This window comes from Enterocloster citroniae (genome assembly GCF_040545455.1).
In the GTDB taxonomy this organism is placed as follows: domain Bacteria; phylum Bacillota; class Clostridia; order Lachnospirales; family Lachnospiraceae; genus Enterocloster; species Enterocloster citroniae.
This window is the reverse complement of sequence record NZ_JBEPLZ010000006.1, coordinates 152,228-175,073: the sequence shown is the minus strand read 5'-3', so window position 1 is coordinate 175,073 and position 22,846 is coordinate 152,228. Positions and strand designations below refer to the sequence as shown.

Annotated in this window: 17 protein-coding genes; 15 read left to right on the top strand and 2 right to left on the bottom strand. The window is 51.3% G+C overall.

Annotated features, from left to right (window positions below; translation table 11 throughout):
• The first annotated feature begins 171 nt into the window (after positions 1–171).
• The 12 genes from ABID13_RS10205 to mfd all read left to right on the top strand — a co-directional run bounded on the left by ABID13_RS10205 (position 172) and on the right by mfd (position 18,432).
• Positions 172–1,068, top strand: coding sequence for a carbohydrate ABC transporter permease (locus ABID13_RS10205; RefSeq protein WP_040416917.1), 897 nt, complete (start codon positions 172–174; stop codon positions 1,066–1,068).
• Entirely contained in the window at positions 1,061–1,903 is an 843-nt protein-coding gene (locus ABID13_RS10200) for a carbohydrate ABC transporter permease (RefSeq protein ID WP_007865365.1), read from the top strand. Before ABID13_RS10205 ends, ABID13_RS10200 begins: the two co-directional genes overlap by 8 nt.
• A 109-nt stretch (positions 1,904–2,012) precedes the next feature.
• The gene (locus tag ABID13_RS10195; RefSeq protein ID WP_007865368.1) at positions 2,013–3,425 is read left to right on the top strand and encodes an ABC transporter substrate-binding protein; all 1,413 of its coding nucleotides are present in this window, start codon (positions 2,013–2,015) and stop codon (positions 3,423–3,425) included.
• Positions 3,426–3,533: 108 nt separating this feature from the next.
• Positions 3,534–5,339, top strand: a complete 1,806-nt coding sequence (locus tag ABID13_RS10190) for a sensor histidine kinase (RefSeq protein WP_048930070.1) — start codon at positions 3,534–3,536, stop codon at positions 5,337–5,339.
• Positions 5,314–6,618: a response regulator gene (locus ABID13_RS10185; protein WP_048930069.1), complete on the top strand. Its 1,305-nt coding sequence runs from the start codon at positions 5,314–5,316 to the stop codon at positions 6,616–6,618. The genes ABID13_RS10190 and ABID13_RS10185 overlap by 26 nt, the downstream gene beginning before the upstream one ends.
• 19 nt (positions 6,619–6,637) lie before the next feature.
• Complete coding sequence (locus tag ABID13_RS10180; RefSeq protein ID WP_007865373.1) at positions 6,638–8,251, top strand: glycoside hydrolase family 43 protein; 1,614 nt, start codon at positions 6,638–6,640, stop codon at positions 8,249–8,251.
• A gap of 234 nt (positions 8,252–8,485) precedes the next feature.
• Entirely contained in the window at positions 8,486–9,199 is a 714-nt protein-coding gene (locus ABID13_RS10175) for a biosynthetic peptidoglycan transglycosylase (protein WP_040416879.1), read from the top strand.
• Positions 9,200–9,307: 108 nt separating this feature from the next.
• A complete protein-coding gene (locus ABID13_RS10170; RefSeq protein ID WP_048930068.1) occupies positions 9,308–10,435 on the top strand; it encodes a CdaR family transcriptional regulator in 1,128 nt (375 codons plus the stop codon).
• 259 nt (positions 10,436–10,694) lie between these two features.
• Complete coding sequence (gene larA, locus ABID13_RS10165; RefSeq protein WP_048930067.1) at positions 10,695–11,975, top strand: nickel-dependent lactate racemase; 1,281 nt, start codon at positions 10,695–10,697, stop codon at positions 11,973–11,975.
• A gap of 26 nt (positions 11,976–12,001) precedes the next feature.
• Positions 12,002–14,005: an alpha/beta hydrolase family protein gene (locus tag ABID13_RS10160; protein WP_048930066.1), complete on the top strand. Its 2,004-nt coding sequence runs from the start codon at positions 12,002–12,004 to the stop codon at positions 14,003–14,005.
• A 203-nt stretch (positions 14,006–14,208) separates the two neighbouring features.
• Positions 14,209–14,859: an aminoacyl-tRNA hydrolase gene (pth, locus tag ABID13_RS10155; RefSeq protein ID WP_048930065.1), complete on the top strand. Its 651-nt coding sequence runs from the start codon at positions 14,209–14,211 to the stop codon at positions 14,857–14,859.
• An 18-nt stretch (positions 14,860–14,877) separates the two neighbouring features.
• Positions 14,878–18,432, top strand: a complete 3,555-nt coding sequence (mfd, locus tag ABID13_RS10150; protein ID WP_048930064.1) for a transcription-repair coupling factor — start codon at positions 14,878–14,880, stop codon at positions 18,430–18,432.
• Here the strand turns inward: mfd and ABID13_RS10145 are convergent.
• Together ABID13_RS10145 and ABID13_RS10140 are read right to left on the bottom strand one after the other, a co-directional pair.
• Positions 18,427–18,762, bottom strand: coding sequence for a DUF1622 domain-containing protein (locus ABID13_RS10145; protein ID WP_007865390.1), 336 nt, complete (start codon positions 18,760–18,762; stop codon positions 18,427–18,429). The genes mfd and ABID13_RS10145 overlap by 6 nt on opposite strands.
• 12 nt (positions 18,763–18,774) lie before the next feature.
• Positions 18,775–19,047, bottom strand: coding sequence for a TM1266 family iron-only hydrogenase system putative regulator (locus ABID13_RS10140; protein ID WP_007865394.1), 273 nt, complete (start codon positions 19,045–19,047; stop codon positions 18,775–18,777).
• 378 nt (positions 19,048–19,425) lie between these two features.
• On the opposite strand from ABID13_RS10140, the gene ABID13_RS10135 reads away from it, so the two are divergent.
• The 3 genes from ABID13_RS10135 to ABID13_RS10125 are packed head-to-tail and all read left to right on the top strand — an operon-like array spanning position 19,426 to position 22,821.
• Positions 19,426–20,205 (top strand): nitrogenase iron protein NifH, encoded by a 780-nt coding sequence (locus ABID13_RS10135; protein ID WP_007865397.1) that lies wholly within the window; start codon positions 19,426–19,428, stop codon positions 20,203–20,205.
• Entirely contained in the window at positions 20,198–21,547 is a 1,350-nt protein-coding gene (locus ABID13_RS10130) for a nitrogenase component 1 (RefSeq protein ID WP_048930063.1), read from the top strand. The genes ABID13_RS10135 and ABID13_RS10130 overlap by 8 nt, the downstream gene beginning before the upstream one ends.
• Complete coding sequence (locus ABID13_RS10125) at positions 21,529–22,821, top strand: nitrogenase component 1 (protein ID WP_007865401.1); 1,293 nt, start codon at positions 21,529–21,531, stop codon at positions 22,819–22,821. Before ABID13_RS10130 ends, ABID13_RS10125 begins: the two co-directional genes overlap by 19 nt.
• Positions 22,822–22,846: the final 25 nt, after the last annotated feature.

The window sequence follows — 22,846 nt, the reverse complement described above, 5'->3', positions numbered from 1 at the left end:
GGAATCCTTTATTTTAATTCTCCCATTTTACCATTAATATAAATGTATCAAAATGCTGGAAAACAAAAAAGAAAATGGATAATGACCGTGCAGTTTGACGGTGAAAATATGAGAGGGGGAAATAGAGAAATGAAAAATGCCCGGAATGTAGTTGCGGCAAAAGGAGGAAGAATGAAAAATGACGGTGCTCTGCGCACCCAGCTTTTTCCATATCTTCTGGTTGCGCCCACTGTGATACTGATCCTGTCGTTTTTGGTATATCCCATTGCCAGGGTTTTTTATCTAAGCTTCCAGAATTATGACCTTACCCAGGCCTGGAAAGACGGATTTGCGGGATTTAAGAATTATCAGAAACTGTTTCATGATGGAAAGTTCTACAGCTCCCTGACGATTACGGCAAAATGGGTTCTGACCCAGGTGGTGGGGCAGCTGGTGCTGGGAACCGTGGTGGCGCTGCTGCTGAACCAGAAGTTTAAGGGCAGAGGCTTTGCCAGGGCCATATCCCTTGTGCCGTGGGCCGTATCCGGCGTGCTTGTGACCATGCTGTGGACCCTGATGTATGACCAGAGCTCAGGTCTGATCAATGATATGCTGATGAAATCAGGTATCATTTCAAAAAAGGTTGCATGGCTGGCTGATTCCAGAACCTTCTTCCCTGCGGTAAACATTGCGGAGCTGTGGAGGGGAGTGCCCTTTTTTGCCATCAACATCCTGGCAGCGCTGCAGTCCATACCGGCAGATGTATATGAGTCCAGCGCCATTGACGGATGCGGGCCGGTGAAGAATTTCTTTTACATCACCCTTCCCTACCTGAAGGAGAGCATTATATTTGCAACGCTTCTCCGCGGCATATGGGAGTTTAATTCCATTGACATGATCTTCACCATGACCAACGGGGGTCCTATGGACAAGACCACAACACTGCCGATCTATATGATGAAGACAGCCATTATCAAGGGAAATTACGGATATGGCTCCACCATCGGAGTGATCGCATTCCTGATCCTTCTGGTGTTTGCGGTCTTCTATATAAAAGTCAGCGGTTTCGGAGGTGAGGAAAATGAGTAGGAAACAGAAAACTGCAGCTGCCAGGATTGCAGTACTATACATACCTTTGTTCATTGTATTGGCGTTGGTCCTTATCCCGTTTTTGTGGGCTGTGTCCACATCCTTTAAGACCATACCGGAATTTCAGTCCGAAACGCTTCATTATCTGCCGCAGTCACTGAATTTTGATAACTATTCCTATGTATGGGGCAAGAGCGGATTTTCCACCTATTTTGTCAACAGTGTGATCGTATCCTCGCTGTCGGTGGTTGTGGTGATTCTGCTGTGTATCTGCAATGCGTATGCCTTAAGCCGGTATAAATTCAGAGGAAAATCCGGTATGACCCTGCTGCTCCTTGGAACGCAGATGATGCCGGTGATCCTGTATCTGGTGCCCCTGTTTTCCGTATTTAAGACCATTAAGCTGATCGACAGCCCTGCGGCCCTGGTTATTTTCAATATTATTCTTCAGACTCCGTTTAATACGCTTCTGATGCGGAGCTTTGTAAACGGAGTTCCGAAGGAACTGGACGAGGCGGCCATGGTGGACGGAGCAGGACGGATGACGATTATGTGCCGGATCCTGCTGCCGGTGTTAAAACCGGGCATTGTGGCGGTAAGTGCATTTACCTTTATCGGATGTTGGAATGAGTTCCTGGTGGCATTTACATTTATACAGACCCAGAGGAAATTTACCATTCCGGTAGGACTTAAGACCATGATCGGAGAGTATTCGGTCAACTATCCGGCCCTTGCTGCCGGAAGCGTGATCGCTCTCATCCCTCCTGTGATCCTGTTTGCCATTATCCAGAAGCATCTGGTGGCGGGACTCAGCGCCGGGGCGGTAAAAGGCTGATTGTAAAAAGCTGATCGTAAAAGCTGATTCACCCATGATTTTTCTACATGGAACAAAATACATGCGGTTTCAGAAAACTATGATATAATTTTGAAGGAGGGTTTTATTTATGAAAAGAAAACAGGTAATGGCGGCAGCCCTGGCAGTTGTGATGGCGGCGGGAAGTATGCTCACAGGATGCGGCAGCAGCAAGGACAGCGGTTCTGCTGCACAGCAGAGCGGACAGGAACAGGCGGGTGCGTCCGGTCAGTCTGGTAAAAATCAATCCGGGAGCAGCCAGTCTGGTGAAGGAAACGGGGAGCAGACCACGGTTACATTCTGGGCAGCTGCCGTGACCGAAGAGCGCCAGGGATTCTTTGACTGGTTTGCCGGCTATGTGACCGAAGTGTATCCTGATATTAAGGTGGATATGCTGGGCGTTCCGGGTGATCTGAGTGATTACAGGCAGAAGCTGGACGTGGCGATCCAGGCAGGAACAGCGCCTGACATCACCAATGATTTCCGTCCGGAACTGGTACTCAATGGATATTATGAGAACCTGAACCCTTATTTTGAAAATTGGGAAGACAAGGATAAAATCAATGAAGCCCTGATTAAATCCAATAAGACATATGACCCCACCGGAGAAGGACTCTACGCGCTTCCCTACAGTTCCCAGACTTGGAATATGTGGGTAAGACCGGATTGGCTAAAGGAAGTTGGAATGGACGTTCCCACCAACTGGAATGATTTCTTTACAGCCGTAGAGAAGATGACGGATGCGTCCAATGATAAATACGGCCTTTGTATCCGCGGCGGTGCAGGCAGCGCCAATACACTGGAGATGCTGATGTACGCATATTCCGGCCTGGACCACTATTTTACCGAGGATGGAAAATCCACCATCAATGACCCAAAGAATGTGGAATTTGTACAGAAATATCTGGTAGACTGTTACAATGTATATACGGCTCAGGATGACCTGACCAAAGGCTGGGCGGATCTGGCTAATTCCTTCCAGTCCGGCAAGGCAGGGATCGTGGTGCATAACCTGGGTTCCGCAGCATCCATGGTACAGGCATTTGAGGAGGATTACAGCAAATTCCAGGCAGCCAAGTTCCCGGCCTGTGATGGCGGTTATGTGGTTCACGCAGGGCTGATGCCTCTGGGACTTTCCATGAACTCTCAGTCCCAGAATAAGGAAGCGGTCTGGAAGGTGATCTCCCTGTATCTGAGCAAGGAAGTAAACACCAAATATTGCCAGCTGTACGGCGAGATTCCGGCCAATATGGAAGCTGCGCAGGATCCATTTTTCAAGGATTCGCCTTACATGAGCGTGGGTGTTGACATTGAGACCAGCGCAGATGTGAAATTTAATGATACTCCATACTATCTTCCGACCTATTCCAATATCCAGTCCGATATGGAGTCCAATATCCAGGCAGTTATGTCCGGGGAAATGACCCCGCAGGAACTGCTTGACACATGGGCGGCAGCTCTGGAAGAAGCGTATGTGGATTATAATGAATCCGTAAAGCAGTAATATTAAAATAATGGCCGGACATTCCGGCAGACCAGGGGCACTGAAAAGTGCCCTTGTTGTGGAATATGATAAAGATCCGGCGGCACGGGGGAGAAGGAGGCACAGCCAATGGCATACAGAAGCAGGCGAACATTTCAGAAGCAGGTCATGAGGACGTTTCTTCCGGCCACGATCCTTCTTATCCTGTTTTCCGGCATTATGATGTACATGCTGGGGGCCGGGCAGGTAAAAAAGAATGCCAGATACCTGATCGCCAACACGACCAGGCAGACCGCTGCCGTGGTGGACAGTAAGCTGGAGCTGACACTGGGGAAATGCAGCGAGCTTAACAAGACCCTGGCCCTGTGGCGAATGGTGAACCATCCTTATACGGAGGACAGCAAAACCAATGAATACCAGGATATGATCACGGTCCATAAGTTTCTTCAGGGGATCTACAATGACAGCAACGGAGCTATTGACTCCATTGCATTCCAGACCGTTTACGGCAACCGGCTGAACGTCTATTACGATATGGTTTACGATTATTCGCACTTAAGCTGGGACAGTTTTGAGGACGGCAGACGTGATTCCCTATTCTGGGTGAACGCCCATGCGGATGAGGTATTTTCCACAAGGATCCCCAGGGAGGTATTTTCCCTTGTCATCCCCTATAACAATACAAAGAAAGAGTACACGGGGCTCTTGGTGATCAACTTTAAGGGAGATTATTTCCAGGAACTTTTAAACGAGGCGGAGATCAGCCGCAACGGCTATGTATTTCTGTTAAGTGAAGACGGCTGCCTGATGCCGGAGCCATCGGACAACCGGTCCGGGCTGAATGAGGAACAGCTGGACCAGCTTCGCGGTATGACGGGGAGCGGGGATTTTGAGATCTGGGATCAGGAATCCAGGGAGATGCTTGATATTCATTATACACCTTTAAAGGCTAACAGCTGGACAGCAGTATCTGTTACGCCTCATTCGGATCTGTACAGCACCCTGGATAATTTCAAGGCCGTATTCTTCATGATCATTGTGGCGGCGGCTATCCTTTCCGTGCTCGTAGCCGTGTTCTGTTCGCGCTATGTTTCCAGGCCTATTAAAGAGTTGTCGGAACAGGTGCTGGCATTTGAGAAGAACCGGGATATGGTCTTTGGCGTGAACGCGGGATACGAAATCACCACCCTGGCCGGCGGACTGAACCATTTAAAAACCACCATTGACCGGCTGTTGGAGCAGGTGCGGGAGGAGCAGAAGCAGAAATCCCACCTGGAACTGATGATCATGCAGTCCCAGATCAAGCCGCATTTTCTCTATAACACGCTGGGGTCTATCAAGGCTCTGGCGGATCTAAAGGAATCCCAAAAGGCTTCCTCCATGTGCGAATCGCTGATCCGGTTTTACCGGATCAGTTTAAGTAACGGGAATTCGGTTATTACAGTGGGCATGGAAATGGAATTGGTGGACAATTATCTTCGGATATTGGAATACAGGTATGGGGAAAAGTTTGAGTATTCCTTTGAAATCGAGAAAGGTCTGGAACATGCCAAGATTCCGCGTATGATGCTGCAGCCGTTGGTGGAGAATGCGGTTTACCATGGAATCAAACCCAAGGACGGCGGGGGAATGATTCTGGTAAGCGGCAGGATGGAAGACGGCTTTATGGTCATAACCGTGTTTGATGACGGTGTGGGAATGGATGCAAACACGCTTGACCGGCTGCGGGAGGATTTAAAGGAGGAGGCAATCGCCCCGGGCAAACAGGGGGGATTTGCCATGCGCAATGTATATATGAGGCTGAAGGGATTTTATGGGGAACAGGCTGGGATGAAGATTGACAGCGTAAAGGATGTCTATACCCAGGTACAGATCATGGTACCCCTGGATGTAATGGAGGGAATCGCTTATGTACAGACTGATGATCGTGGATGATGACGAGATGCTGCGCCGCGGCCTGGTGCAGAATGTGGACTGGGCCGGGCACGGGTTTGAGGTGGTTGCACAAGCTGCAAATGGGAAGGAAGCCCTTTGCAAAATAGATGAATCCATGCCGCAGCTGATCGTGACGGATATCCAGATGCCGATCATGGACGGTTTGCAGCTGACAGAAACCATCAGCAGGCTGTATCCGGAGGTGAAGATCGTCCTGCTGACCGCATATGAGGAATTCGAGTATGCAAAAAAAGCATTGGAATATAAGGTAAGCCAGTATGTTCTGAAATACGAAAGCCAGGATGCGGTTTTGGACGCCGTGCTCCAGGCTGCCAGACAGATTGAGGCGGAGAGTGAGAGCCGGCTTCTTAGGGGGAAGAGCCTGGATATGCAGCGCAGGAATTTTTTCCGTGAGATCAGCTGCAATAAGATGGAATTGGGGGAAATCCAAGCCCAGGCTGGCCGCCTGGGAATCAGCCTTTCCTGTGGACGATGCCGTATGGCGTCATTTAAGATCGAGTCTCTGAAGGCTATGGATGAAATTCCATTTCTGATTCAGACCAAGGAATGGTTTTATGCCATTGAGGAGGCTATCCGGGCAGTGTGCAGGGAGGCCGGGTATGATCTGTCTTTCTTTCAGGGGAAAGAGTATTTGAACGCGGTTATCATGGAAGGGGAAAATGAACCAAGGCGCAGCCGGGAAGAGATACAGAGCAGTGGACGGCCGGATCTGCGGGATCTTCTTGGGGATGCTATGTCCAGACTGATGAACCGGCTTGATATCCACCTGTATGCCGGGATCGGCCGTTGGTATGACACCATTGACCGCATCCATGATTCCTATATGGAGGCTCTCAAGATCAACAATCTGCGGGACGTGCTGGACCGGGAATATCCAAAGCGGCAGTATCCCATTCTGGAGTACAGCCCGTATATGTTTGCCGAGGAGACGGCGGAGGAATTGGTGGGCAAGGTGAGCAGTTATATCAATATGTGTTTCGCAAAGACGGACCTGTCCCTGGAGCGGATCGCAGACCAGGTTCATCTGTCAGCCAACTATGTCAGCACTTTATTTAAGAAACATTCCGGTATGAATATCAGCGATTATATCATAAAGATCCGCATGGAGCATGCGGCCGGCCTGCTTTCAGCAACAAACTTTAAGACATATGAAATTGCCGAACGGGTGGGTTATACGAATTCACAGTATTTCAGCGTCCTGTTTAAAAAATTCTACGGCATGACGCCCAAGGAATACAGGAACCAGAATAAAATTTGACCATAAGGAGATTAGAATCATGGCGCAGATACAAAATCCCATATTAAAAGGATTTAACCCGGACCCATCCATTGTGCGGGTGGGGGAGGAATATTATATTGCAGTATCAACATTTGAGTGGTTTCCGGGAATCACTGTGTACCGTTCCCGTAACCTGCGGGACTGGGAGTTTGCAGCGGCTCCGCTGAATGACGACCAGAAGCTTGATCTGCGGGGAATCGATACGGCCTGCGGAATCTGGGCGCCAAACCTGACCTATGACAATGGACGTTTTTATCTTATCTATACGATTGTCTACACCAACCGTTCCCGTTTTAAGGATACCCATAATTTCCTGGTTACAGCTGAACACATTGAGGGCCCATGGAGCGATCCTGTATTTCTCAACTGTTCCGGGTTCGACCCGTCCCTGTTCCATGACGGTGACCGGAAATGGCTGGTCAATATGACCATTGACCACAGAATGGACAGAGCGCGTTTTTCCGGAGTGGATATCCAGGAATATGATGAGATGGGGAACTGTCTGAAGGGCCCTGTTTACCGCATTTTCCGGGGAAGCCCCATTGGAAAGACAGAGGGTCCCAACATGATGAAGCGGGGCGGATATTATTATCTTATCTGTGCGGAGGGAGGAACGGAATTCGGACACTGCGTAACTGTGGCGAGATCCAGGAACATCACCGGGCCTTATGAGGTGGACCCCCAAAATCCCATGCTCACATCCAAGGCAGATGATGATTATCCCATACAGAGAGCCGGACACGGACAGCTGGTACAAACCGCGGACGGCAGCTGGTATATGGCGCATCTGTGTTCCAGACCCGTGGACGGGTGCAGCATTCTGGGACGTGAAACCGCGCTCCAGAATATCCGTTGGACAGAGGATGGATGGTTCTGCCTGGCGGGCGGGGGGAGGCTCCCGTTTGGGGAGGCGAAGATGGATGCGGAGTTGGAGTTGCTTACAAAAGCAGAGAACGCTTCGGATAAAGTGGAAAAACAGGGAACGGTTTTATGCGCGTCCGGTAATATGGCGGAGGATTTTAACAGTCCTTCCCTCCCGTGGCAGTTCCTCACTTTGCGGGAGTCGGCCGCGCACTGCGGACTGGACCTTAATTCCAGGCCGGGCTGGCTTCGGATCCACGGCGGCAATTCCCTGTCATCCAAGTACCGCCAGGCATTTACCGCCAGGCGTCAGCAGGCATTTTCCTATGATGCGGTGACGAAGGTGGATTTCTGCCCGGGCGATTATCATCATATGGCGGGATTGGTGTGCTACTATAATTATGACAATTATTTTTATCTGAAGATCACCCGTGATGAGGAGCTGGGGCGCTGCATTCAGATTACGTCCGTCATCAACAGGGAGGTGGAGGACAGCCCTTGTGTATCAGTACCGGACAAGGGTGATCTGTATCTCAAGGCAAAGGTAAGGAGAGGAGAACTTACATTTTTTTACTCCACAGATGGAGAAAATTATGAAGCTGCAGGCAATGTCCTGGACATGCATGGGTTGTCGGATGAGCGGGTGAACGGGAATGGCTTTGCCGGCGCCATGGTGGGGATCGGATGCCAGGATCTCCAGGGGAATGGGGTCTGGGCGGACTTTGACTGGTTTTTGTATGAGGAGATCTGATATTTTGTAACTGTTCAGGGCACCCAGTTTCCTGTTGTCTCCCTTAAGAAATTCTAACATTTCCTTTAGAAAAAATTCCACAAATAGTCAGGGAATAGTCATGTGATGTTAAGGCATTTTCAAGGATTAAATCTAAGGTATATGATATGATAGATACATAAAAACAGATATAATCCACATATCCTTAATAAGGGAATGATCTGAGTGAATCTAAGTGGGAAAGCGGGTGAAGCAATGAAGGTGCGTAGAGGATTAAAATATATGGCAGCCGTTGTCTTGGCAGTGGGTATTTACCTTTGTGCAACGGTCATCATGGATGGCTATCATATGTACAGGGATGCGGTGGCTGAGGTAAGCCTGGAGGACAAGGTGGCCTCTATCCGCGGCAAGGAAAACTATACCACCTATCATGAGCTTCCCGAGATCTATGTGGACGCGGTGCTGTCGGTGGAGGACCACAGGTTTTATAACCATCCGGGGATTGACGTGATCGCCATCGGCCGGGCGGTGTTTAACGATATACGGGCAGGAGCCTTTGTGGAAGGCGGAAGCACTGTGACGCAGCAGCTGGCCAAGAACATGTATTTTACCCAGGAAAAGGAACTGCAGCGCAAGGTGGCGGAAGTGTTTGTTGCCTTTGACCTGGAGCGCAATTACAGCAAGAATGAGATTTTGGAGCTGTATGTGAATACGATCTATTACGGAAACGGATATTACTGTGTTAAGGATGCCAGCCAGGGATATTTTGGAAAAGAACCTGGGGACATGACGGATTATGAGAGCACGCTGCTGGCCGGGATCCCCAATGCGCCGTCCAAGTACGCGCCCACCGTCAGCCAGGAGCTGGCAGGCAAGCGCCAGGAGCAGGTTCTGGCACGTCTTGTGAAATGCGGATATTTCACAGAGGAACGGGCACTTGAGACACTGGCTGCAGGGAATATGCTGTAGGCAGGTGTATGCTGTGGGTGAATGATTGCTGCGGATGAGTCCAAGGCGCATTGACGATGGGAATCCAGGATGATATGATGGAAGTATTCAGATTCAGGAGGAGAATACATGCAGATATCGTCCAGCTTAGGAACGAGCATTGTCACGGAAGTAAAGAAAATCATCCATGAAGATCTGACGTTCATGAATAAGAGCTGCCGTATTATTGCCTGTACGGATGAAAAACGGATAGGGGATTTCCATGAGGCCAGCAGGAAGATGCTGGATGAGGGCCTTAAGGAGCTGACGGTGCCGGATGATGATACATATCAGGGAACCCGGTCCGGGATTAACCTGACGCTGGAGATTGAAGGCCAGGTCGTAGGGGTCGTGGGCATCACGGGAAACGAAGAAGAGGTCAGCCGCTACGGACAGGTTGTAAAGAAAATGACGGAAATCCTGCTGCTGGAAAGTTATTTGAAAGAAGAAAAAATGCGGATTCGCAGTGCCAGAAACCGCTTTTTGCAGGAATGGCTGATGACGGATGAGCTGAGGATGAACTCGGCCCTGGTGGATGAAGGTATCTCTCAGGGAATCGATGTGATGGTGGCCAGACGGGTTGCGGTGCTTGAGCATACCGGGAATTCCATCATGAGCCAGGAGGATGTGGAACGGATTGAACACAGGATCCGCCGCATCCTGAAAGAGGACATGCGCAATGTAAATGGCAGCAGCGGCGGAAGCTTTATCGTACTGATGAGCGAGCGCAGCGATGAGATGGCGGCGAAGCTGATTACCCAGATCCAGAAGGATATCCAGAAGGAATGCGGATATCAGCTGATTGCAGGCGTGGACAGCCGTACTGTAAGCGGCGGACAGCTTAAAGCCGGATATCTTCGGGCCATTAAGGCCCTGAACGGGGCCGCGGTGCGGGGAAACGGCGGGATTGCCTTTTACGACAGTATTTTATTGGAAATATTCATCAACGATATTGGACAGGCCACAAAGGAAGAGTTCATACAGCGGGTATTTAAGGGGTGTTCGGAAAAACGGATGAAGGAAGCTGTTCGTATTTTGAGGGTGCTCTATGAGTGCAACGGTTCCATCAACCAGGCTGCCGAGCAGCTGTACCTCCATAAGAATACGCTGCAGTATAAACTGAACCGGTTAAGGGAAAAAACGGGTTATGACCCGCGTAAATTAAGCTCGGCGCCTTATTACTATCTGGCGATCGCGTTTTATGAGAGCATGGAATGAAGGATATTTATAGAAAGAGGATTACTGCGGGCAGCGGTAGTCCTTTTTTGATAGATATTCGGACATATATGGAAATGGGTAATAATAGATAAGAATGTGTATGGAATAAAGTAAAAATAATACAAAACATACAAATGAGTTTGTTACACATACCATATTAATGCTATTAAATGTAGTTTCTATACCATATCGCCCATATTGGATTTATGATATAGTTAATTCATGAAACACACACAGAAACATCGATGAGGAGGGGGACATGGAGATAGAAATACCATATGGGAAATCTGTTCTATCAGCCGACATACCAGATGGAAGAATAGGAGCAGTGCTAACTAACCAGCTTCATGATTATGAGCCTCCCGCTCCGGCGGATGTACTGGTTGAGCAGGCGCTTGCATCGCCAATTGGAAGCCTTCCTTTATGTGAGCTGGCAAAAGGAAAGGAGAATGTGGTTATTCTGGCAAGTGACCATACCCGCCCTGTGCCCAGCAAGGCAATCATACCCGCCATGCTACGGGAAGTAAGACGGTTTAACCCACAGGTAAAGATTACAATCCTTATAGCAACCGGGTGTCACAGGGGATCAACCAGGGATGAACTTGTCCGTAAATTCGGCCGTGAGGTCTATGAACAGGAACATATAGTCATCCATGACTGTCTGAAGGATACCATGGTGGATTATGGAATCCTCCCATCGGGTGCGCCCCTATGTGTAAACCGGATTGGCGCCCAGGCTGACCTGCTGATAGCGGAAGGTTTTATTGAACCGCATTTTTTCGCCGGGTTCTCCGGGGGACGTAAAAGCGTGCTTCCAGGAATTTGCGCAGCCAGTACGGTTTATGCCAATCACAGTTCCGGCATGATTGACAGCCCATATGCCCACAGCGGCTGTCTCAAGGGGAACAGGATTCATGAGGACATGGTGGAAGGTGCGCGGCGTGTTGGATTGTGTTTTATCGTAAATGTGGTCTGTAATGGCAATAAGGAGACTGTGGCTGCCTTTGCAGGGGATTTTGAGCAGGCCCACCTTGCAGGCGTCAGTTTCCTTAATGAGCTGTGCAGGATGCAGGTGGACGAGGAAGCGGGGATTGTCATCACGGGCAACGGCGGTTTCCCGCTGGACCAGAATATCTACCAGGCAGTCAAGGGAATATCCACAGCAGATATCATTTGCCGCAGGGGCGGTGTGATCATCATGGCAGCCGCCAGTGTGGACGGTCATGGGGGGAATGAATTCTATCACACATTCGCATGCGGGAAAACAGCAGGGGAAATCCTGCAGGATATCCTCAGCGTACCCCAGGATAAAACCCGGCCGGACCAGTGGCAGTCCCAGATTCTTGCAAGGGCAATGGCAAGGCATCCGGTCATTCTCATAAGTACGCAGCCGCCTGAATTAGTTCAGAGGATGGGACTCATACCTGCTGACAATCTTTCTCAGGCCGTTGAAATAGCGGATGGGATCTTAGGCACCAAGGAAAAAATCGTGGTAATACCGGATGGGGTCGGATGCATTCCTGCCCTGAAGGAAACATAGTGTACGGCAGTTAAAGGAGGAAAAATATGAGGGAAAAGGCAAAATTATCAGTGAGGAGTAAGAAGTGGGCCCTCCGGTGGCTGAGTATTGGTATCATACTCATTTTAATCAGCTGCGTTGGAGCATCTGTTTTACAGACAAATTTCTATAAGACACAGGTATATACCTTTAAGGTGCCCACCAGCGGCGGAAAATACCTGTCCTGCAACATGTACCGGCCAAAGACAGCCAGTGCGGAAAATAAGGTCCCCCTGGTGATCGCCACAGCGGGAACCTATGCCAGTAAGGAGCAGATGGATATTCCGGGAATAGAACTTTCCAGGCGGGGGATTGCGGTTATTACCTTTGATCCCTACATGCACGGACTCTCCAGCGGCGGCACGGAACCCTATGACCAGTTTGCCTGGACTGACGCGGGTATGATTGCGCTGGTTGAGTTTGCAGCGGCCAATCTGGATTTTGTAGATACCGGGAGAATCGGCGTGACCGGCCATTCTCTGGGAGGACGTATTATTTCCAACACGCTGGCCCATTATGGCGTGGCCTACGAGAAGGCGCTGGCCCAGGCCCAGGAGCCGGATTCTGAGGGGGGTACGGAGATTACGGAAAAAGAGCAGGCATATGCCCGGTCCCAGAATAAGGTGATGGCGGCATTTGCCTCCGGTGTACAGACAAGCGAGATTTCCTTTGGCGTAAAGGACGATACCTTTGCAATTCATGGAATCAAAGGCGCGCCCGAAGATAAGGAGATGCCTCAGAGGGCTTACGCCAGCGTTGCTGTATATAATGGATTTAATGATGAGTTTGGCCGTGGGAATTATCAGGTGGACGGTGTGGCTTATGATTTAAGCGTGCATCCCGACATGATTTCCCTGGTGAACAGCGTGCTTGTGCCGGAGGATAAGGTGGATACCATAGAGATTGACCATTTTTATGGAAATGCGGGGGATCACACGCTGCGTGTGGTGTATAATCCGCCGGAAGTCCACGCTTATGAGCGCTTCTCCACCACGGAGGCCAGGGAAATATCGGATTTCTTTACAAAGGCCTTTGAAATGGAAAATCCCGTTACGCCGGAGAATCAGTTATGGCTTTTGAAAGAATGCTTTAATTTCCTGGGCTTTATCGGAATGTTTCTGCTCCTTGTGCCTCTGGCTTCGCTGTTCATGCGCCTTCCGCTCTTTGCAGAGCTGGCAACGTCCGTACCGGAGAAGCTGCCCGCCCTTAAGTCCGGCCGCAGCAAGCTGATTTTCTGGGGAACCTGGCTGTTTTCAGCAGTGGCATCCTGGCAGTTTTTCCTTCCCGCCATCGGAATATCAACGGCCCTGTTCCAGGTGCAGTCAAAGCAAGGTACGCTGACCTGGCTTTTCCCGCAGAAGATGACAAACTTTGTATGGGTCTGGGCTATCTTTAATGCCATTGTAGGGCTTGCACTGTTCTGGCTCAGCTACCGTTTTAACGGCTCTAAAAACGGCGTTACCCCTAAAATGTGGGGGATTAAAACAAGCGGAAAAGAGCTGCTTAAGAGCCTTCTTCTTGCCTTCACCGTATGCGCCTGCTTTTTTAGTGTGGTTTTTCTCGCCAATTATTTCTTTGTGGCGGATTTCCGCATCTGGGTGCTTGCCATCAAGGTATTTAAGCCCATACATATCATTTATGCCGTAACCTATGCCGTTATGTTCTTCCCTTACTATTTTATGGTATCTGTATCGACCAACAGCTCACGGCGTGTGGAAGGGCAGAAGGAATGGGTGAATCTGCTGATTTGCGGAATCGGTAATATCCTGGGCCTTGCCCTGATGCAGTTTGTAATGTACAGTAACGTGTACGCCACGGGAATCAACCCTTATGGAACGGCCTGCTTAAACTGCATCCAGACCTACCAGCTTCTGGTACTTTTATTTATCGTCCCATACCTTTGCAGGTATCTGTTCAAGCTTACAGGAAAGGTGTGGCTGGGAGCCATGATAAGCTGCCTTACAGTGGTAACGATTAATGTTGCAAACTCCATGCTGCACATTCCGGCATAGAATGGAAATCATGCCAGGTCCCGGTAAGTCCCAATTATTATGAGTCTTTACAATTCATATAGAATCTGTTAGAATGAGAAAACAGCTAAAAAGCGTTAGATACCCCCCATCGGTGCGTATCTAACGCTTTAAGGCGTGTCGTCAGGACATGCCGCGGCACCGGTTTGATATCAGATGGATGAAACAGGACAGAGGGACGTAAAATGAGCGGAATATGGGACAGAATAAAGGATATACTGGGATGGGGAAAAAGGGAACCGGATAAGAGGGAGGACGACAGGGTCATGTATATCATAGCGGGTTTGGGCAATCCCACAAGGGAATACGAGAAGACAAGGCATAATGTGGGATTTGAGGTCATTGATGTGCTGGCCGATATGCTGGGCACCACGGTTGAGGAGAAAAAGTTTAAGGGACTTTACGGCAGGGGGATCATAGGCGGTGAGAAGGTCCTGCTTTTAAAACCTCAGACCTTTATGAACCTGAGCGGCGAGAGCGTAAAGGCGGCTGCGGATTTCTATAAAGTGGACCATGAACATATTATTATCATATATGATGATATCAGCCTGGATGTGGGGCAGCTGCGGATCCGCAAAAAGGGCAGCGCGGGCGGCCATAATGGGATCAAGAACATCATCGCCCACCTGGGGACCCAGGAGTTTTCGCGGATCCGGGTGGGAGTAGGCGATAAACCTAAGAAGATGGACCTGGCGGATTATGTGCTGAGCCGTTTTTCCAAAGAGGACCGTGTGCTTATGGAGGATGCCTTTAAGGACGCGTCAAAGGCGGTAAACGTGATGATCACGGAGAGTGTGGACGCAGCCATGAATCAGTTTAACGGCCATAAGGCTTGATGTGAGGTAAAGGGTAAGATGGAAAATCCATTGTTGGAATTACAGGAATATGACAATCTGGTCCAGGCTCTGAAGAAGGAAAAGGGCCCTCTTCAGGTGACAGGGACCCTGGATTCCCAGAAGGTTCATCTGATGTATGAGCTGGGGGAGGAGACAGGGGTTCCCTGGAAACTGGTGGTGACCTATGACGATACCAGGGCCAAGGAAATATATGACGACTTCCGGAATTTTACAAAGCAGGTGTGGCTGTATCCGGCCAAGGACCTGCTGTTCTACAGCGCGGATATTCACGGGAACCTGATGACACGCCAGAGGATCGCGGTCCTTAAACACCTTATGGAGGAAAAAGGGGGTATTATCGTCACCACCATGGACGGCCTTATGGACCATCTGCTTCCGCTGCAGTTTCTAAAGGAGCAGGCCATTACGGTGGAAAGCGGCCAGGTGATCGACCTGGACCTGTGGAGACAGCGGCTGACAGCCATGGGATATGAAAGGATGGCCCAGGTGGATGGCATGGGGCAGTTCTCCATCCGCGGAGGGATCATTGACATTTTCCCGCTGACAGAGGATGTGCCCTTTCGTATTGAACTATGGGATGACGAGGTGGATTCCATCCGGACCTTTGACCTGGAGAGCCAGCGCTCCGTGGAGCAGCTGGATGAAGTGACCATTTATCCGGCAGCGGAGGTGGTGCTGGATAAAACACAGCTGGATGCCGGGATCGCACGCCTTAGAAAGGAAGAAAAGACCTATGAGAAGGCGCTGAGGGACCAGCACAAGCCGGAGGAAGCCCATCGGATCCACTCCATCATAGAGGAATTGTCGGACGGACTGGAGGAAGGCTGGAAAATAGGCGGGCTGGACGCATATATACGGTATTTCTGTCCTGATACAGTCTCCTTCCTGGAGTATTTTCCCAGGGGAGAAAGCGTGGTTTACCTGGATGAACCGGCCAGGCTGCGGGAAAAGGGAGAGACCGTGGAACTGGAATTCAGGGAGAGCATGGTGCACCGCCTGGAGAAAGGATATCTCCTTCCGGAGCAGACAGAGCTGCTTTACCCCGTGGCAGAGGTGCTGGCCAGGCTGCAGAAGCCGCATACGGTCATGCTTACAGGGCTGGACCAGAAGCTGCCCGGCATGAAGATAAACCATAAGTTCAGCATTGATGTGAAGAATGTTAATTCCTATCAGAACAGCTTTGAGATCCTGATCAAGGATCTGACCAGGTGGAAAAAGGAGGGCTACCGTGTAATCCTGCTCTCCGCTTCCAGAACAAGGGCCAGCAGGCTGGCCAGCGACCTGAGGGAGTATGATCTGCGGGCTTACTGCCCGGATGGAGGGGAGGATGCCGGTGACAGGGGACCGGCCGCCCATTCCAAGGTAAAACCGGGGGAGATCATGGTCACCTACGGCAGCCTTCACCGTGGCTTTGAATACCCGCTTCTCAAGTTTGTCTTTATCACGGAAGGCGATATGTTCGGCGCTGAAAAAAAGAAAAAGCGCAGGAAGAAAACCAACTACCAGGGAAAGGCGATCCAAAGCTTTTCGGAGCTGTCCGTGGGCGATTACGTGGTCCATGAGGAGCACGGGCTGGGTATTTATAAAGGCATTGAAAAGGTGGAGCGGGATAAGGTCATTAAGGACTATATCAAGATCGAGTATGGGGATGGAGGAAATCTCTACCTGCCCGCCACCCGGCTGGAGAGTATCCAGAAATATGCAGGAGCGGACGCCAAGAAACCAAAGCTTAACAAGCTGGGAGGTTCGGAGTGGAACAAGACCAAGACCAGGGTCAAGGGGGCGGTTCAGGAGATTGCCAGGGATCTTGTAAAGCTCTATGCAGCCCGCCAGGAAAAGAACGGATTCCAGTACGGACGCGATACGGTGTGGCAGAATGAGTTTGAGGAGCTGTTTCCCTATGATGAGACAGATGACCAGATGGATGCCATTGATGCGGTGAAGGCAGATATGGAGAGCCGCAGGATCATGGACCGGCTGATCTGCGGAGATGTGGGCTACGGCAAGACGGAGGTGGCCCTGCGGGCAGCCTTTAAGGCGGTCCAGGACAGCAAGCAGGTGGTCTATCTGGTGCCCACCACCATTCTGGCCCAGCAGCACTATAACACGTTTGTACAGAGGATGAAGGATTTCCCGGTCCGTGTTGACATGCTCTCCCGGTTCTGCACCCCGGCCAGGCAGAAGAAGACCCTGGAGGACCTGCGAAAGGGGATGGTGGATATTGTGATCGGCACCCACCGTGTACTGTCAAAGGACCTGCAGTTTAAGGATCTGGGGCTTTTGATCATAGATGAGGAGCAGCGGTTCGGCGTTGCCCATAAGGAGAAGATCAAGCAGCTGAAGGAAAATGTGGATGTCCTCACCCTGACGGCAACACCCATTCCAAGAACCCTGCACATGAGCCTGGCTGGCATCCGGGATATGAGTGTTCTGGAGGAACCTCCGGTGGACCGGACCCCGATCCAGACCTATGTGATGGAATATAACGAGGAAATGGTCAGGGAAGCCATTAACAGGGAACTGGCAAGAAACGGACAGGTGTATTATGTATACAACCGGGTGACGGACATTGATGATGTGGCCGGCCGGATCCAGGCACTGGTGCCTGAGGCCGTGGTCACGTTTGCCCATGGACAGATGCGGGAGCATGAGCTGGAGCGGATCATGGCTGATTTCATTAATGGGGAGATCGATGTGCTGGTATCCACCACCATCATTGAAACGGGACTTGATATCCCCAATGCCAATACCATGATCATCCATGATGCGGACCGCATGGGCCTTTCCCAGCTGTACCAGTTAAGGGGACGTGTGGGCCGGTCCAACCGGACCTCCTATGCCTTTCTCATGTACAGACGGGATAAGCTTTTGCGGGAGGAGGCTGAGAAGCGGTTGCAGGCCATCAGGGAGTTTACGGAGCTGGGATCAGGCATCAAGATCGCCATGCGGGATCTGGAGATCCGCGGGGCGGGAAATGTCCTGGGAGCGGAGCAGCACGGCCATATGGAGGCAGTGGGATATGACCTGTACTGTAAAATGCTCAATGAGGCTGTTCTGGCCCTCAAGGGAGAAATGCCTGAGGAGGATTCCTACGAAACCGTGGTGGAATGCGATATCGATGCGTACATTCCAGCCGCTTATATTAAAAATGAATATCAGAAGCTGGATATTTATAAGAGGATTTCTGCCATCGAGACAGAGGAAGAATACATGGATATGCAGGATGAGCTGATGGACCGCTTTGGGGATATCCCCCGCAGTGTTGCCAATCTCCTGATGATCGCGGCTCTCAGGGCATTGGCCCATAAGGCTTATGTAACTGAGGTGATGGTCAACCGCCAGGAGGTAAGGCTTTTGATGTACCAGAAAGCCAGGATCCAGGTTGACAAGATCCCTGAACTGGTACAATCCTTTAAGGGCGATTTAAAGCTGGTTCCGGGTGAAGTACCCTCCTTCCACTATGTGGACAGAAGGAATAAGAACCAGGACAGCCTGGCCATGGTGGAAAAAGCAAAGGAGATATTAAAGGGGCTGTGCGGACTGAGGTTATAGGGAGAGGGAGTCATGTTCTGTCTTTTCTTCTTCCTTGATCTCCCAGTGGATCAGGAAGGTCAGCGCGGCACGCAGGGCAATGATGCCGGCCACGATCCCGATCTCCTTCCACTCGCGCACCACCACGGTACGCAGGATCTCACTTCCCATCTTAAACTCCAGACCCATGGCCAGGCCTTTGGCCAGGTATATCTTGGTGTCGGGGGAGTGGCGCAGGAATTTAGAAAAGCCTGTAAGTCCGGAATAGATGATAATGCCCACGCCGATAAATTCAAATATGAGGATTGCTATGTTTGCTATCAGGGACAGCAGCGCTTCCATATGCTCCATTGTTCTGCCTTTCTATAGGTCGGTCCGGGGCTGGTGGTCTGCCACCGGTACCTGGATGGATTTTACCTTTACCCCGTCCACTTTGCCCAGATCTCCGGCAAATGAACTGATCTGGTTCTGGGTCCCATGCATTACGATGCTGATAACAGACACGCCGTATTCCCGGCAGGGAACGCCCAGGCGGGCAATGATCATGCTGGACTGGAGATGGAGTTTCTCGTTAACCATTGCCACAGATTCCGGATTGCTGATGATACAGCTTATGACAGCCAGACGGTCTTCCATAGAGTATGTCCTCCCTTTTGTGTTTTTAATCTGGGGTTACGTACACAGGGGGCCTTTGTGCCCTTGTACACTGATGGTATGATATCATGGGAATTGCGGTAAAGTAAAGACGTGAATTGTTAATTTTTAATTTAAGCTTGCTTTTTTCCATTGTCAGGAATATGATGGTAAATAATCGAATAAGACCTTTCTCTGATGCGAAGTAACCCTGAGATAAAGAGAGAGCGGAGCCTTCTGGCCATGTGCGCGTATATTTATGCGGTGACGCGCGGATTGGACCGGTTGTATTTTAGTTATTCTATCCTCTCTCTGTTTTCAGAGAGAGGATTTTTTGTTCCTATCAGCCCAACCTATTAAAATGTAAAGGGGAAAATGACTATGTTGAAAATAGCGGTTTACGGAAAAGGCGGGATCGGAAAATCCACCATCTCGTCCAACCTGTCGGTAGCTCTGGCAAAACGGGGATTTAAGGTAATGCAGATCGGATGCGACCCCAAGGCGGATTCCACCATACAGCTTCACCATGGAAATGGAGTCGCCTCCATTCTGGATACCATCCGTGCAAAAGGAGATGAGGCCGGCCTGGAGGAGCTGGTCACAGAGGGAAGCGAAGGCGTGCTCTGCGCCGAGGCAGGGGGACCCACTCCCGGCATGGGATGCGCGGGGCGGGGGATCATCACGGCCTTTGAGGCCCTGGAGGCACGCCATGCATTTGACATCTACCAGCCGGATGTGGTGATCTATGACGTGCTGGGGGATGTGGTGTGCGGCGGTTTTGCAATGCCCATCCGTGAGGGATATGCGGATAAGGTGTTCATTGTCACATCCGGGGAGAACATGGCCGTCTATGCGGCCGCCAATATTGCCAGCGCGGTGAAATCCTTTGAAGCCAGGGGATATGCCAGCCTGGGCGGCATTATCCTCAACAGGCGCAATGTAAAAAGGGAACAGGAAAAGGTGGAGGAGCTGGCCCGCGACATGGGTACGGCCATCATCGCTTCCCTGGATTTCAGCCCGCTGGTTGGTGAGGCGGAGGAATTGGGACAGACCGTGATGGAGGCATTTCCGGACAGCGATGTTGCGGCAGGCTATCTAAAACTGTCGGATGCCGTGCTGGCGGCCTGCGGGGAAGATGAGGTGAAGGTGGCGTATGCTTAAGGATCTGCATGAGGTAAACAGCCGGGGAGCCGGCATTGAGATAGCGGATGTTTCCGGCCTGGCGCCCTTTACATACGGGCTGGAGTACAGCGCGCCGGCCAGAGGAGGATGGACCATTGTACATATCGGCATGCTGCTGCCCGAGAGCCACCAGGTCTTTGTCTGTGCCCAGAGCTGTCTCAGGGGAGTGGTCCTGTCAGCGGCGGAGTTAAATGATTCCCACCGGTTCTCCACCATATCAGTGGACGAGGACTCTGTGCTGGAAGGCGACTGCGAGGAGATCATCATCCGGGGGGTCACCCATATATTGGAGGAAATGCCTAAGCTGCCCAGAGCGCTTTTATTGTTCACCAGCTGCATCCATCATTTTCTGGGAACTGATATGAAGCTGGTGTTTGGGGAACTGGACAGACGGTTTCCGCAGGTGGGGTTTGTGCAGTGCTGGATGAACCCCATTATGAGAAAGACAAAGATGCCGCCGGACCCATTTATGAGAAAACAGCTGTATTCCCTGCTGGAACCCGCGGAAATTTCCGAAAAGCAGGTCAATATTATTGGCAATAACCTGGCAGTCAGGCGGAGCTCAGAGTTGTACCGGATATTGGAGGAAAACGGATTTGCCCTAAAGGACATATGCACCTGCCGGGACTTTGAGGAATATAGGACCATGGCTGAAGGCTGCCTTAACATTGTCATACATCCCCTGGGCCGTCCGGCTGCCCAGGAATTGGAGGAACGGCTGGGACAGAGGTGGGTGTATCTGCCAGTGAGTTATAACTGGGATGAGATCAGCGAGCGCTGGAAATGCCTGTCGGACCTTTTAAATCTGGACTCAAAAAAGGTATGGAGGGATATGGAGGCGGACAGACTGCAGCAGGCTGCGGAACATGCACTGCGCACCCTGGCCCAAACCCTGTCTGACTGGTCCGTGGTGATTGATTACACCATATCCTCCCGCCCCTTGGGAATGGCTAGGCTTTTGGTAATGTGCGGTTTTAAGGTGGAGCGGATCTATGCTGATACCATATCTTCGGAGGAGGCGGACGTACTGGAGTGGCTGAAGATCCATTGTCCGCGTATTCTGGTCTGTCCCACGGTCTACCACAAGATGGCGGTCCTTCCCAGGACATTCTGCGGGGAAAAGTCCGGAAAGGTGCTGGCCATGGGACAGAAGGCCGCTTATTTTACAGGGACGGGGCATTTTGTGAACATGGTGGAGGACGGAGGCCTTTACGGCTACGGCGGGATCCTGGAGCTGGCAGGCCTTATGGAGGAAGCGGCCCGGGAAGAGAAAGACACGGAGAAACTGATACAGGTAAAGGGATGGGGGTGCTGCTGTTGAGAAGGACGAACCGCATTCTGCCGGTGTACTCGGCGGACATATCAGGGGTTTGCTCAGCCCTTTATGAGCTTGGGGGAATGACCGTGATGCATGATGCATCGGGCTGCAACTCCACTTATACCACCCATGATGAACCCAGGTGGTATTCCATGGACAGCATGGTATATATATCCGCATTGTCGGAGCTGGAGGCTGTTATGGGGGATGACGGGAAACTGGTGCGGGATATTGTGGATGCGGCAAAGAACCTCCATCCCAGATTTATCTGCATGGGGGGAACGCCCATTCCCATGATGATGGGAACCGACTTTAAGGGAATCGCCAGGATGATCGAGAAGGAGACAAAAATCCCCACCTTTGGCATTGCCACCAATGGAATGCATTCCTATGTACAGGGAGCAGGGGAAGCGCTGAGGCAGATTGCGGTGCGCTTCTGCCCTTCCGGGGAGGAACTTTGGGGAATGGCCGGGGAAGGCGCACACGATGTTTTACACGGCGCGCCTGCCGGCTCACGCGGTACCAGGCTGCGCGTCAATCTGCTGGGGGCCACGCCATTGGATTTCTCCCTGACGGGAAATGTGGCCGGCATGAAAGCATTCCTTGCATCCCACGGAATGGAGACCTTAAGCTGCTGGGCCATGGAAAGCAGTCTGGATGAAATGCGCCTGGCCGGACTGGCAGATGTGAACCTGGTGGTATCCGCGGCCGGTATTCCACCGGCCATGGAGTTGGAACGAAAATACGGAACTCCCTATGTGGTGGGAACTCCGGTGGGAAGAAGGGCGGCCCTGCGCCTGGCCGGACTGCTGCGTCTTGGAGCCGGGACAGGGAAGAGCCGGAGCCTGTTTGCAGGAGGGAACGGGCACAGGGACCCGTCAGACGGCCCGTCAGGCGGCCCATGGGGCGGCTCCGTGGATCTGGGGCTTACGGGACTTCCTGAGGACCTTTCCGGGGAACACATCCTGATCGTGGGGGAACAGGTGATTGCCGGCTCCCTGCGGTGCAGCCTGCGGGAGGATCTGGGAGCTGGGGATATTCATGTGCTGTGCCCCACGGAAGGCGGCGCGGACCTGGCTGAGCCGGGGGATATCCTGGTCTGGGATGAGGATGAGGCCATTGCGGCCATGGAAAAGAGTACAGTTGTCATTGCAGACCCTTTGTACCGCCAGGTATGTCCCGGGGACGGACGGCAGGTCTTTGTGGACTTTCCCCATGAGGCGTGTTCAGGGCGCATGTACCATGACAGAATGAAGCCGTTTGTGTGCGGCGTTTAGAATTGTCCGGAAGTCCGGGCAAAGG